Source organism: Streptomyces sp. NPDC059037 (assembly GCF_042740015.1).
Lineage (GTDB): Bacteria > Actinomycetota > Actinomycetes > Streptomycetales > Streptomycetaceae > Streptomyces.
Genome location: NZ_JBHYIG010000075.1, coordinates 20,647 through 33,272 on the forward strand (window position 1 = coordinate 20,647; position 12,626 = coordinate 33,272).

General features: G+C 70.7%; 13 protein-coding genes. 5 read left to right on the forward strand and 8 right to left on the reverse strand.

The genetic code is table 11. The features are described 5' to 3' along the window. Positions 1 to 101: 101 nt before the first annotated feature. Together ACFWY6_RS17880 and ACFWY6_RS17885 are read right to left on the reverse strand one after the other, a co-directional pair. A complete protein-coding gene (locus tag ACFWY6_RS17880) occupies positions 102 to 1,454 on the reverse strand; it encodes a class II 3-deoxy-7-phosphoheptulonate synthase (protein ID WP_384690966.1) in 1,353 nt (450 codons plus the stop codon). 35 nt (positions 1,455 to 1,489) lie between these two features. Further along, entirely contained in the window at positions 1,490 to 2,419 is a 930-nt protein-coding gene (locus tag ACFWY6_RS17885; protein WP_384690968.1) for a DUF2867 domain-containing protein, read from the reverse strand. 51 nt (positions 2,420 to 2,470) lie between these two features. Between ACFWY6_RS17885 and ACFWY6_RS17890 the strand changes: the two genes are divergently transcribed. The 3 genes from ACFWY6_RS17890 (at position 2,471) to ACFWY6_RS17900 (ending at position 5,103) form a co-directional block, all read left to right on the forward strand. Further along, on the forward strand, positions 2,471 to 3,058 hold the full coding sequence (locus tag ACFWY6_RS17890) for a TetR/AcrR family transcriptional regulator (RefSeq protein ID WP_384690971.1): 588 nt from the start codon (positions 2,471 to 2,473) through the stop codon (positions 3,056 to 3,058). A 10-nt stretch (positions 3,059 to 3,068) separates the two neighbouring features. After that, positions 3,069 to 3,125 carry a trp operon leader peptide gene (locus ACFWY6_RS17895; protein ID WP_384690996.1) on the forward strand — a complete coding sequence of 19 codons (57 nt, stop codon included), beginning with the start codon at positions 3,069 to 3,071 and terminating at the stop codon, positions 3,123 to 3,125. Between the two features lie 112 nt (positions 3,126 to 3,237). Continuing rightward, the gene (locus tag ACFWY6_RS17900; protein ID WP_384690973.1) at positions 3,238 to 5,103 is read left to right on the forward strand and encodes an anthranilate synthase family protein; all 1,866 of its coding nucleotides are present in this window, start codon (positions 3,238 to 3,240) and stop codon (positions 5,101 to 5,103) included. Here the strand turns inward: ACFWY6_RS17900 and ACFWY6_RS17905 are convergent. The 5 genes from ACFWY6_RS17905 to ACFWY6_RS17925 all read right to left on the reverse strand — a co-directional run bounded on the left by ACFWY6_RS17905 (position 5,100) and on the right by ACFWY6_RS17925 (position 10,164). Then, positions 5,100 to 6,107 (reverse strand): 2-hydroxyacid dehydrogenase, encoded by a 1,008-nt coding sequence (locus ACFWY6_RS17905; protein ID WP_384690976.1) that lies wholly within the window; start codon positions 6,105 to 6,107, stop codon positions 5,100 to 5,102. The genes ACFWY6_RS17900 and ACFWY6_RS17905 overlap by 4 nt on opposite strands. Before the next feature lie 113 nt (positions 6,108 to 6,220). After that, complete coding sequence (locus ACFWY6_RS17910; protein ID WP_384690977.1) at positions 6,221 to 7,258, reverse strand: 6-phosphofructokinase; 1,038 nt, start codon at positions 7,256 to 7,258, stop codon at positions 6,221 to 6,223. 132 nt (positions 7,259 to 7,390) lie between these two features. Beyond that, on the reverse strand, positions 7,391 to 8,098 hold the full coding sequence (locus tag ACFWY6_RS17915; RefSeq protein WP_384690979.1) for a response regulator: 708 nt from the start codon (positions 8,096 to 8,098) through the stop codon (positions 7,391 to 7,393). Next, positions 8,095 to 9,351 carry a MacS family sensor histidine kinase gene (gene macS / locus ACFWY6_RS17920; RefSeq protein ID WP_384690982.1) on the reverse strand — a complete coding sequence of 419 codons (1,257 nt, stop codon included), beginning with the start codon at positions 9,349 to 9,351 and terminating at the stop codon, positions 8,095 to 8,097. Before macS ends, ACFWY6_RS17915 begins: the two co-directional genes overlap by 4 nt. A 51-nt stretch (positions 9,352 to 9,402) precedes the next feature. Beyond that, positions 9,403 to 10,164, reverse strand: a complete 762-nt coding sequence (locus ACFWY6_RS17925; RefSeq protein ID WP_384690999.1) for a lysophospholipid acyltransferase family protein — start codon at positions 10,162 to 10,164, stop codon at positions 9,403 to 9,405. Positions 10,165 to 10,312: 148 nt separating this feature from the next. On the opposite strand from ACFWY6_RS17925, the gene ACFWY6_RS17930 reads away from it, so the two are divergent. Further along, positions 10,313 to 11,092 (forward strand): alpha/beta hydrolase, encoded by a 780-nt coding sequence (locus tag ACFWY6_RS17930; protein WP_384690985.1) that lies wholly within the window; start codon positions 10,313 to 10,315, stop codon positions 11,090 to 11,092. Continuing rightward, entirely contained in the window at positions 11,085 to 11,705 is a 621-nt protein-coding gene (locus ACFWY6_RS17935) for a hypothetical protein (RefSeq protein WP_384690987.1), read from the forward strand. Before ACFWY6_RS17930 ends, ACFWY6_RS17935 begins: the two co-directional genes overlap by 8 nt. 7 nt (positions 11,706 to 11,712) lie before the next feature. On the opposite strand, the gene ACFWY6_RS17940 is transcribed toward ACFWY6_RS17935, so the two are convergent. Continuing rightward, on the reverse strand, positions 11,713 to 12,468 hold the full coding sequence (locus ACFWY6_RS17940; RefSeq protein WP_384690990.1) for an endonuclease/exonuclease/phosphatase family protein: 756 nt from the start codon (positions 12,466 to 12,468) through the stop codon (positions 11,713 to 11,715). Between the last annotated feature and the right edge of the window lie 158 nt (positions 12,469 to 12,626).

Below are 12,626 nucleotides of genomic sequence, written 5' to 3' on the forward strand. Positions count from 1 at the left end.
ATAACCCCCCCCCCCCCAGCCGTCCCACATAGCCCCCCGCTTGGGCGGGGGGGGGGCCAAAAACACCGCCCCCCCCCCCCACCGCCCCGTACACGAGGCAATTACTGGTCCCGGTACATCTCCGCCACCAGGAACGCCAGGTCAAGGGACTGGCTGCGGTTCAGGCGCGGGTCGCAGGCCGTCTCGTAGCGCTGGTGCAGGTCGTCGACGAAGATCTCGTCGCCGCCGCCCACGCACTCGGTGACGTCGTCACCGGTGAGCTCGACGTGGATGCCGCCCGGGTGGGTGCCCAGGCCCTTGTGGACCTCGAAGAAGCCCTTGACCTCGTCGAGCACGTCGTCGAAGCGGCGGGTCTTGTGGCCGGACGCCGCCTCGAAGGTGTTGCCGTGCATCGGGTCGGTGACCCAGGCGACGGTCGCGCCGGACGCGGTGACCTTCTCGACCAGGTCCGGGAGCTTGTCCCGGACCTTGTCGGCGCCCATGCGGACGATGAAGGTGAGGCGGCCGGGCTCGCGGTCCGGGTCGAGGCGCTCGATGTACTGCAGCGCCTCCTCCGTGGTCGTCGTCGGGCCGAGCTTGATGCCGATCGGGTTGCGCACCTTGGAGGCGAACTCGATGTGCGCGCCGTCCAGCTGACGGGTGCGCTCGCCGATCCAGACCATGTGGCCCGAGGTGTCGTAAAGCCGGCCCGTGCGCGAGTCCACGCGGGTCAGGGCCGATTCGTAGTCGAGGAGCAGCGCCTCGTGCGAGGCGAAGAACTCGACGGTCTTGAACTCCTCCGGGTCGGTCCCGCAGGCGCGCATGAAGTTGAGGGCGTTGTCGATCTCGCGTGCCAGCTGCTCGTAACGCTGGCCGGAGGGCGACGACTTCACGAAGTCCTGGTTCCAGGCGTGCACCTGGCGCAGGTCGGCGTAACCGCCGGTGGTGAAGGCGCGCACCAGGTTGAGCGTCGAGGCGGATGCGTTGTACATCCGCTTCAGGCGCTCGGGGTCCGGGACGCGGGACTTCTCGTCGAAGTCGAAGCCGTTGACCGAGTCGCCCCGGTAGGTCGGCAGGGTCACGCCGTCGCGGGTCTCGGTGCCCTTGGAGCGGGGCTTCGAGTACTGCCCCGCGATACGGCCCACCTTCACGACGGGGACGGAGGCGGCGTAGGTCAGGACGGCGCCCATCTGGAGCAGCGTCTTCAGCTTGTTTCGGATGTGGTCGGCGGACACGGCGTCGAAGGCCTCGGCGCAGTCGCCGCCCTGGAGCAGGAACGCCTCGCCCTTGGCCACAGACGCAAGGCGGGCGCGCAACTGATCGCACTCGCCTGCGAAGACGAGCGGCGGATACGACTCGAGGTCCGCGATCACATCGCGCAGAGCCTCGGCATCGGGGTACTCAGGCTGCTGCGCCGCGGGAAGGTCTCGCCAGGTGTTGCCACCGGTCGGGGTGCTCTTAGCGTTCACGGTCACCCCGACAACATTACGGGGTCGTGTCCGCCGTCCATTCACCCGCTCACCAAGTGAGACGGAGGCGACACAGCCGAGCGGCGGCGCGCCAGCTCCCGCTCGCCCGCGTTCGGCGTCGCGAGGGCCAGCCTGCGGTGGGTGCGGCGCAGCATCGTGCGGGCCATGAAGGGGTGGCCGCGCCGCACCACCGCCCAGTAGACCCGGCCGCGCAGGGTGTCGGCGCGGGCGGCGGTGCTGAGCGTGACGTACCGCTCGTCGACCAGGATCGATGCGCGGGCGGTCAGGCCGGCGGTGTCCACCTCCAGGAGCAGTTCGTCGCCCTCGCGGGCAAGCACCGGGAAGGCGTCGCGCAGGATGCCGGTCCAGGCCTCCGGGTCGCGCGGCTGCCCGGGGAGCAGGGGCATGCGGTACGCGTCCTCGTAGCCGGGCCGGTCGATCGCCGAGCGGATCAGGGCGGCGGCCTCCGGTGCGACGACGGTCTCCGGGCGGGCCCAGGCGAGCCGGTTGTAGAGCCGCACCAGGGGTGACCACCGCACGGGGCGGGCGCAGCCGCCGGTCGCGACACGCTCGATGTTGTCGAAGACCTCTTCGATGATCGTGTTGTGCAGCGGCCTGATGAGGGTGGGCCACAGGACGCGGTTCATGCCCTCCGGCCGGGTCCGCAGGACGTGCCGCACGCGGCAGCGCCGCTCCCCTATCGGCTCGACCGTCAGCTCGTGGAAGCCGTTGTCGGGCGGGGTGAAGTCGAAGCGGACGCGGTGGCCAGGCTCGTACTCCCTGACGCTGTAGCGGACCGGGCCGTGGCCGCCGTCCGCGCCCACGCCGAGCGGGCGGTCGAAGATCATCCCTGCCCAGGCGGGCGTCGGGAAGATCGGGTCGTCATCGGCGGAGAGACGGTCGAGCAGGGCACCGACCACCTCCGCCGGAGCCTTGATCACGCGCTCGTGCTCATTGAGTACCGCACTCATCACGCACCTCCATACGCTGGCGTATGGTCGACCATACGGTACCGTACGGACATGGTGCAACGGCAGCAGAAGAAGACCGCGGCGAAGCCCCGCCTGACCGCCGACGACTGGGCGGACGCCGCGCTCACCGCGATCGGCGAGGGCGGTATCGCCGCCGTCGCCGTGGAGCCCCTCGCCGTCCGCCTCGGCACCACCAAGGGCAGCTTCTACTGGCACTTCGCCAACCGTGACGCGCTCATCGAGGCCGCCCTGAACCGCTGGGCGGAGATCAACACCGAGGGGACGATCCAGGAGGTCGAGGCCGAGCCCGACCCCCGGCAGCGCATCCGGCTGCTCTTCGCCGAAGCCATCGCGTCGGCGACCTCCGACCCCCTGGAGGTCGCCCTCCTCGCGACCGCGTCGCACCCCCAGGTCGCCGATGTGATGCGCCGCGTGACCGAGCGCCGGGTGGCGTACGTCGCCGAGCTCTTCGCCGCCCTCGGCTTCCCCGAGGCGGAGGCTCGGCGGCGCGGTCTGCTCGCGTACACGGTCTATCTGGGGCACGCCCAGCTCGGGCACGCGGTGCCGTCGGCGCTGCCCGCGGCCGACGAGTTCGGCGCCTATCTCAACGAGGCCCTCGACGTCCTGATGATGCGCTAGGGTGCCTGGCATGTACTCGCAGCAGACCCGTGACTGGTGGTGGCCCGCTCATCCGGCGGCCCACTGAATCTGCGCGTACCCAGACTCGCGAAGGCCGCCCGAGGGGCGGCCTTCAGTGTTTTCCGGACCAGGAATTCCGGACCGGGCCGTTCCTCTCCGAGTGAGAAGGAACCACACCGATGCACCTGACAGACCTCCTGTCCGACGACCGTCCCTTCGCCGTCCTGCGCCGCCGCACCCCCGGCCGCGACCACGACACGGTGGAGGTCCTCATCGGCTCCGTCGGCACCTACGAACGGCTCGCCGACATCCCCGACGAGGGCCTCGCGCTCATCCCCTTCCGGCAGATCAGGGAGCGCGGCTTCGACGTGCGCGACGACGGCACGCCGCTGGCCGTGCTCACCCCCGACGAGACGTACGAACTCCCGCTCACCGAGGCCCTGTCGGCACTGCCCGCCCACGACGTGCGGGTCGAGGGCGGTGCCTTCGACGTGGCCGACGACGCGTACGCGGACATCGTCGGGCGGGTCCTGCGCGAGGAGATCGGGCGGGGCGAGGGCGCGAACTTCGTCATCCGCCGTACGTACGAGGGTGAGATCCCCGGCTTCGGCAGGGCGGACGCCCTTGCCCTCTTCCGCAGGCTGCTCGTGGGCGAGCGGGGCGCCTACTGGACGTATGTCGTGCACACCGGCGACCGGACGCTCGTCGGGGCGAGCCCCGAGGTGCATGTGCGGATGTCCGGCGGGACGGTCGTCATGAACCCGATCAGCGGGACCTACCGCTACCCGGCCGATGGCCCCACCGCGGACGATCTGCTCACCTTCCTCGCCGACGGCAAGGAGACCGAGGAGCTGTCGATGGTCGTCGACGAGGAGCTCAAGATGATGTGCACGGTGGGCGACATGGGCGGTGTCGTCGTCGGCCCGCGCCTGAAGGAGATGGCCCATCTCGCGCACACCGAGTACGAGTTGCGGGGCAAGTCGTCGCTCGACGCGCGCGAGGTCCTCAAGGAGACGATGTTCGCGGCGACGGTCACCGGGTCACCGGTGCAGAACGCCTGCCGGGTCATCGAGCGGTACGAGCCCCTCGGGCGGGACGGTGTCGGCCGCGGCTACTACGCGGGCGCCCTCGCCCTCATCGGCCGCGACGCGGGCGGCGCTCAGACCCTCGACTCCCCCATCCTGATCCGCACCGCCGACATCTCCCCCGCGGGCCGCCTTCGCGTCCCCGTAGGCGCCACGCTGGTGCGCGGCTCGGACCCGGCGGGCGAGGTCGCGGAGACCCACGCGAAGGCGGCGGGCGTGCTCGCGGCCCTGGGAGTACGTCCCGGACGGCCCCGCCACGAGGGCGTACGCCCCGCGCTCGCCGACGACCCGCGGGTGCGGGCGGCGCTGGACAGCAGGCGGGCCGGGCTCGCGCCGTTCTGGCTGCGGATGCAGGAGCAGCTGACCGAACTGTCCGGGCACGCCCTGGTGATCGACGGCGAGGACACGTTCACGGCGATGCTGGCGCACCTGCTGCGCTCCTCCGGCCTCGACGTGACGATCCGGCGCTACGACGAGCCCGGCCTGCGCGAAACGGTGCTCGCCCACGAGGGTCCGCTGGTCCTCGGTCCCGGGCCCGGCAACCCATCGGACGCCACCGACCCGAAGATGGCCTTCCTGCGCTCCCTGGCCGCCGAGGTTCTCCGCGATCACCGCCACGGCGTCCTCGGCGTCTGCCTCGGCCATGAGCTGCTCGCCGCCGAACTCGGCCTGGACATCGTCCGCAAGGAGGTCCCGTACCAGGGCGCGCAGACCCGGATCGAGCTGTTCGGCCGGCCGGAGACGGTCGGCTTCTACAACAGCTTCGTGGCCCACTGCGACGAGGAGACAGCGCTGGAACTCGCGGCGCACGGCGTCGAGGTCAGCAGGGATCCGTCGACGGGCGAGGTGCACGCGCTGCGGGGGCCCGGCTTCGCGGGCGTCCAGTTCCACCCGGAGTCGGTGCTCTCGCTGCGCGGCACGGCGATTGTGCGGGAGCTGCTGTCCGGCGTACTGGTCTAAGCCGTTGTGGGGGCCGCCGGGACCAGCACGTTCTCGCCGCGGCGGCCCTCCCGGTAGTCCAGGACGTTCTTCACCGTGGTGTCGATGATCTGGCCGACCGCGTCCCGCGTGTAGTACGCCTGGTGCGAGGTGACCACGACGTTCGGGAACGTCACCAGGCGGGCCAGGGTGTCGTCCTGGACCACTTCGAGGGACTTGTCGAGGAAGAAGAGCCCCGCCTCCGCCTCGTACACATCGAGCCCGACGCCCGTGAAACGGCCCGCGCGCAGCTCCGTGACGAGGGCCTCGGTGTCGATGAGCCCGCCCCTGCTGGAGTTCACCAGGATCGCGTCGTCCTTCATCATCCGCAGCGCGTCGGCGCCGACGATGTGCCGGGTGGCGGGGAGCAGCGGCACATGCAGGCTGATCAGGTCGGCCTCGGCGAAGAGCCGGTCCTTCTCGACGTACTTCATGCCGAGCTCGACGCACACGGGGTTCTGGGCGATGTCCCAGCCGAGCAGATGCATCCCGAAGCCGTGCGCGATCCGGGTGAACGCCTCGCCGATCTTCCCGGTGCCGAGCACGCCGACCGCGCGGCCCCGCAGGTCGCGGCCCATCAGTCCGTCGAGCCGGAAGTCGAAGTCGCGGGTGCGGTTGCTGGCGCGGACGATGCGGCGGTTGACGGCCATCGCGAGGGTCCAGGCGAACTCGGCCACGGAGTACGGCGAGTAGTACGAGACGCGGGCGATGGTGAAGCCGAGGCGTTCGGCGACCTGAAGGTCGATGTTGTTGAACCCGGTCGAGCGCTGGGCGATCATCTGCGTCCCGCCGGCGGCGAGGGTCTGCAGGACGCGGTTGCCGAGGTCGGCGTTGACGCTGGTGGAGATGATCTCGTAGCCGGCGGCGATGGGGGCGGTGTCCTCGGTGAGGAAGACGTCCAGGCAGCGGACGTCGTGGTGTGCGGCGAAGGCCTTCTCGATCAGCGGCTTCTCGTCGGCCTGCACGCCGAAGGCGAGGATCTCCATGGGGCCGAGTGTAGGTACGTACGGCCAGAACGGCACTGCGGAGAAACGGGTGGGCGGGCGGGAAAAAATCCGCCCGCGAAGGGGCGGCACAGGGCGCACCCGCCCACCAGACATCAGCCGAAGAAGACCCCCACTTCGGCGTACAGCTTCGGGTCCACGGTCTTCAGCTTCGACGTCGCGTCAGCGATGGGCACCCGCACGATGTCCGTCCCCTGCAGCGCGACCATCTTGCCGAAGTCGCCGTCCCGTACGGCCTCGATCGCGTGCAGCCCGAAGCGGGTGGCGAGCCAGCGGTCGAAGGCGCTGGGCGTGCCGCCGCGCTGGACGTGACCGAGCACGGTCGTCCGGGCTTCCTTCCCCGTCCGCCCCTCGATCTCCTTGGCCAGCCACTCGCCGACCCCGGAGAGCCTGACGTGCCCGAAGGAGTCCTGCGTACCGTCCTTGAGGACCATCTCGCCGTCCTTGGGCATGGCCCCTTCCGCGACGACGACGATCGGGGCGTACGACGCCTTGAAGCGCGAGGTCACCCAGGCGCACACCTGGTCGACGTCGAAGCGCTGCTCCGGGATGAGGATGACGTTCGCGCCGCCCGCGAGGCCCGAGTGCAGGGCGATCCAGCCCGCGTGCCGCCCCATGACCTCGACCACGAGGACCCGCATGTGCGACTCGGCGGTGGTGTGCAGGCGGTCGATCGCCTCGGTCGCGATGCCGACCGCCGTGTCGAAGCCGAAGGTGTAGTCGGTGGCGGAGAGGTCGTTGTCGATGGTCTTCGGGACGCCCACGACCGGGACGCCGTACTCGTCGGTCAGGCGCGCGGCGACACCCAGGGTGTCCTCGCCGCCGATCGCGATGAGGGAGTCGACCTCGTGCTTGGCGAGGTTCTCCTTGATCCGGCGGATGCCGTTCTCGACCTTGAACGGATTGGTGCGCGAGGAGCCGAGGATGGTGCCGCCACGGGGCAGGATGCCCCGCACGGCAGGGATGTCGAGCTGGACGGTGTCGCCCTCCAGCGGACCGCGCCAGCCGTCCCGGAAGCCGACGAATTCATAGCCGTACTCCTGCACGCCCTTGCGGACGATGCCCCGGATGACGGCGTTGAGCCCGGGGCAGTCGCCGCCTCCGGTCAGTACGCCAATTTTCTTGGCCCCCATGGAAAGTCCCTTCGCCTCAGTGACCTGATGCGAGTCACGCTAATGGTGATCCAGGTCACTGAGGGACGGTGCGGACGGTCAATTCCGTTTCTCCGCAGGGGAGTTGATCAAGCATGTTCACTCGAATGAGGGCTACTCGTCGTCGAGCCCGCGCTCGATCGCGTACCGCACGAGCTCCACCCTGTTGTGCAGCTGGAGCTTGCCCAGGGTGTTCTGCACGTGGTTCTGCACGGTGCGGTGCGAGATGACCAGGCGCTCGGCGATCTGCTTGTAGCTCAGCCCCTTGGCGACCAGGCGGAGCACCTCGGTCTCGCGGTCGGTGAGCTGGGGGGCCTTCGGCTCGTCCGGGGTGCCGGGCGCCGTATCGGAGGCGAGGCGGCGGTACTCGCCGAGGACCAGGCCCGCGAGGCCCGGCGTGAAGACCGCGTCACCGACGGCCGTACGGGCCACCGCGTCGGTCAGCTCGGCGGTGGAGGCCGACTTCAGGAGATAGCCGGTGGCCCCCGACTTGACCGCCTCAAGGACATCGGCGTGCTCGCCGCTTGCCGAGAGGACGAGCACCCGCAGCGCCGGGTTGGCGCCGACGAGTTGCTTGCAGACCTGCACGCCCGGCTTCAGGGGCAGGTTCAGATCGAGTACGAGGACGTCCGGCGCGGCGGCCTGCGCGCGGCGTACGGCCTGCTCGCCGTCGCCCGCCGTGGCGACCACGTCGAAGCCCGCCTCGGCGAGGTCGCGGGCGACCGCGTCCCGCCACATCGGGTGATCGTCGACGACCATGACCTTGACCGCGCCCTTGCCGTTCCGGCTGTCCTGCTGTTGCTGCTGTTGCTGCTCGCTCATCGTTCTTTTCCTGCCTTCCCCCGTGTGCTGCCCACGTTCTCCGGGTCCCCCGCGTTCCGCGGGACCCTCATTTCCACTTCCGTGCCCTGTCCCGGCACCGAGATCAGCTCGGCCGTGCCCCCGATGTCCCGCAGCCGCCCCCGGATCGACAGGGCGACGCCGAGCCGCCCCTCGCCCTCGGCCTCGGCGAGGCGGCCTTCGGGGATGCCGGGGCCGTCGTCCCGCACGGTCACGATCACCGCGTCCGGCTCGTCCTCGACGAGGATCCAGGCGGCGGCGTCCGGGCCCGCGTGCCGGTGGACGTTGTCCAGGGCGGCGCCGACCGCGGCGGCCAGCTCCCGTGCGGTCTTCGGCGGGAGCCCGACGGGGGCGCCCGGCTCGGAGACGGTCACCTTGGCGCCCGCGTACGGGAAGAGCAGCGAGCGCAGGTCACAGGGATCGGCGTCGTCCTCGTCCTCGTCGGGCTCCTCCACCGCGCGGACCACGGCCCCCAGTGAGGCGTCCTCCGACACATGGGACGTGCGGACCAGGCCGCCCGCCACCAGCGTGCGCAGCGCGACCTCCTGCTCCCCCGCGAGCCGGCCGAGCTCCGCGGCCTCGCCGCCGAGCGCGCTGCCGCGCCGCTGCACCATCGCGAGGACCTGCAGCACGCTGTCGTGGATGTCGCGGGCGAGCCGCTCGCGCTCGCGGGTCGCGGCCTCGATCTCCAGGGCGCGGGCAAGGGTGCGCTCGGAGGCGCGGGCCACCTCGACGACGTAACCGATGGCGATGGAGGCGATGCAGACCAACAGGACGTTGTGCAGCGTGTCCTGGGTGGGCCTGCCGCGCTGCGCGATGTTGGCGACGCCGACCAGCGCCGACGCGAAGGCCGCCCACCGCCAGCCGCCCTTGATCGCGAAGGCGAGCACCGCGCCCGCCGTCCATATCGACGGCAGCGTCGGGCCGTCGTGGACGATCCGCTGGTGCGAGTCGGCGACCGGCGTGAGCAGGATCCCCGTGATCGCGACGGTCAGGTCGATGACCAGGAACCGCTTGGTGCAGCTCGCGGCGCCCGCGACCTTCGGCAGCGTGCCGAGCGTCCACCCGGCGAGCACCGCGTAGTACGCGATGGCCACCCACGGGTGGTCGAACTTCTCGTACGCGGCCACGAAAAGGCCGATGGCGTAGAGCATGGTCAGCACGCGGTAGCCGGTCAGCGCACGCCACAGCGGCTGCTCGACCGACATCCTCATGACGCGTACGCGCTTGGTCATGCTCCCCCACCCCTGGAGGCGCCCGCCGGCTCCCCCTCCGCACCGACGCCGCTAAGCGCCGGACCGTTCCCTTTTCTCGGCCGCCGCGGCTTTCGCGCCCGCCTTCTTCTCGGCTTCCTTCTCGGCCTTCGCCTCGTCCGCGAGACGGCGCTTCGCAGCGGTCGCGTACTCGTCGACGTACTCCTGGCCGGACAGCTTCATGATCTCGTACATGACCTCGTCGGTCACCGCCCGCAGGACGAAGCGGTCGTGCTCCATGCCCTGGTACCTGCGGAAGTCGAGCGGCTCGCCGATCTTGATGCCGGGCCGCATCAGCTTCGGCAGGACCTTGCCGGGCGGCTGGATCTTCTCGGTGTCGATCATCGCCACGGGAAGCACCGGCGCCCCGGTGGCGAGCGCCACGCGGGCCAGGCCGCCGGGCTTGCCACGGTAGAGCCTCCCGTCGGGCGAACGGGTGCCTTCCGGGTAGATGCCGAAGAGCTCGCCGCGCTCCAGGACCTCGATGCCGCTCTTGATGGCCGCCTCGCCCGCGCCGCGCCCGCCGGAGCGGTCCACGGGCAGCTGGCCGACGCCCTTGAAGAAGGCCGCGGTGAGCTTGCCCTTCACACCGGGTGACGTGAAGTACTCCGCCTTGGCGATGAAGGTGACCTTCCGGTCGAGCACCGCGGGCAGGAAGAAGGAGTCCGAGAAGGAGAGATGGTTGCTCGCCAGGATGGCCGGTCCTTCGGCGGGTACGTTCTCAAGGCCTTCCACCCAGGGCCTGAAGCCGAGCTTCAGCGGCCCTCCGATGGCGACCTTCATTGCGCCGTAGATCAAACCGAGTGCCTCCTGTTATGTGTGGATCAGACCTTAACCCGCTGTAAGGCCAAAGGGCCCGACGGCCCTGGTCGGTGTCAGTCCGGTCGCGTACCGTGAAGTACTCCGTGTAACCCCGCAGCCACATCTCACGAAGGAGACCGAAGTGCCGGTCCTCCCCGGAGCCGAGCCGTACCGCCACGAGGGCGGCGAGATCGGCGTCCTCCTCTGTCACGGCTTCACCGGATCCCCGCAGTCCCTGCGCCCCTGGGCCGAGTACCTCGCGCAGCAGGGCCTGACCGTCTCCCTCCCGCTGCTGCCCGGCCACGGCACGCGCTGGGAGGACCTGCAGATCACCGGCTGGCAGGACTGGTACGCGGAGGTGGAGCGCGAGCTGACCGGGCTCCTCGAGCGGTGTGCGGAGGTCTTCGTCTTCGGGCTCTCCATGGGCGGCGCGCTCGCGCTGCGGCTCGCCGCGAAGCACGGCGACGCGGTCCGCGGCATCGTCGTGGTGAACCCGGGGAACAAGGTGCACGGCCTCGCGGCGCGCGCCCTGCCGGTCGCCCGCCATCTGGTGCGTACGACGAAGGGCATCGCGAGCGACATCGCCAAGGAGGGCTCGGACGAGGTCGGCTACGACCGGGTGCCGCTGCACGCGGCGCACTCCCTGCGGCGCTTCTTCCAGCAGGTCGACGGTGAGCTGCCGCAGGTGACCCAGCCGCTGCTGCTCCTGCACAGCCCGCAGGACCATGTGGTGCCGCCGGTCGACTCGGCCAGGATCCTCAGCCGGGTGTCCTCCACGGACGTCACCGAGATCCTGCTGGAACAGAGCTACCACGTCGCGACGTTGGACCACGACGCGGACCGGATTTTCGAGGAGAGCCTCGCGTTCATCGGCCGGCTCGCCCCCAGTGTCGGCAAGGAAGGGACGGCCACCGGTGGCTGAGCAGGACCGACGTGAACCGGACCACGACGAGGACCGCGAGCCCGAGGAGAAGGCGGAGCCGGAGGGCGGCGTGCCGCTGGACGAGGACGCGGTCTGGCAGGAGATCGTCGCGGGGTACGGACAGGAGCCGGCGGACCCGCCGGGCGCCAAGCCGTTCAAGTCCGTGGAGGACCTGGCGCTCCTTGAGCCCGAGACGAACGAGCCGCCGCAGACGGACGGCAAGCGCGGCAAGGACTCCGAGGACACCGACGCGTCCGGCACGAGGACACCGCTCGGCGGCTCCGTCTCCTTCGCGCCCGGAGTCGGCGGTCCGCGCGACTATGACGCGCCGGAGGCCTCCGACGACGACCTGGACGCGGACGACGAGGGCCACTTCGTCCCGCCGGAGCCGCCGCCGCTGCCCGAGGCCGATGTGACGGCGAAGTTCGCCTGGCTTGCCGTGATCGGCGGCCCGGTGCTGCTCCTGCTCACCGTGCTGCTCGGCTGGAACATGACGTGGTGGATCGCCACGCTCAGCATCGGCGGCTTCCTCGGCGGCTTCGCCACGCTGGTGACACGGATGAAGGGCGACGACGACGAGGACGACGACCCGGGACGCGGCGCGGTCGTCTGACTCCCGTCTAACCCCCTTGAGCTGCCGGGATTCTGAGGGCGGCGAGCACGGGCAGATGGTCCGTGGCCGCCCGCAGATCCGCCTCGCTCACCCCGTCGAGCTCCAACGGCACGCCGCAGCCGAGCACTTCGACCCCCGCTGTCGCGAAGATCGCGTCGATACGCTGATGGGGGTCGCCCGGCGTCGAGGTGTTCTCGCCGCCCCAGGGCGCCGTCGCCCAGCAGTCCCGCAGCTGAGAGGCGAGCCTGCGGAACGTACGGCCCTTGGGGCGGTCGTTCAGATCACCGCCCGCGACGGCGTGCTCCACGCCCATCCCGGCGAGCCGGTCGAGCAGCATCCCGCCCTGCGCGTACCGCTCGTCGCTCTGCAGGCTCAGATGGCAGCTCAGCACGCCGAGCCTGGCGCCCCCGAACCGCACGACGGCGGTCGCGAAGCCGCGCCGGTGCAGGCCCGGGGTGAGCGGCAGCAGCACGTCCTCGGTCCGCTCCACGGTCGCCCGCAGCGAGCAGAGCAGCGCCGGCCCGGAGGCGGTGGCGCCGCCCGAGAGGATCACCAGATCGGCCGCGCGCGCAAGACGCGCCAGCTTCTTGCGCCACCGGAAGAACCGGGGCGCCTCCTGGACGAGTACGAGATCGGGCTCGCACGCGGCGATGACGCGGGCCAGCGCGTCGGTGTCGTCCCGCATGGACCGAATGTTGTAACTGAGCACCCGGATCACGGCTGAACCGTCGTCTTCGGTACGGGAGTTGGGCAGCGTCACCATGGAGATCAAGATAGCCGCTGGCCCACCCCGTTGCGGGCAGGCGTTCCGCCCGTCCGTCCGCCGTCCTCGTTGTGGGCAGGTGTTCCGCCCGTCCGTCCGCCGTCCCCGTTGTGGGCAGGCGTTCCGCACGGCGGAACGGGTGGGCACAACGCCATAGC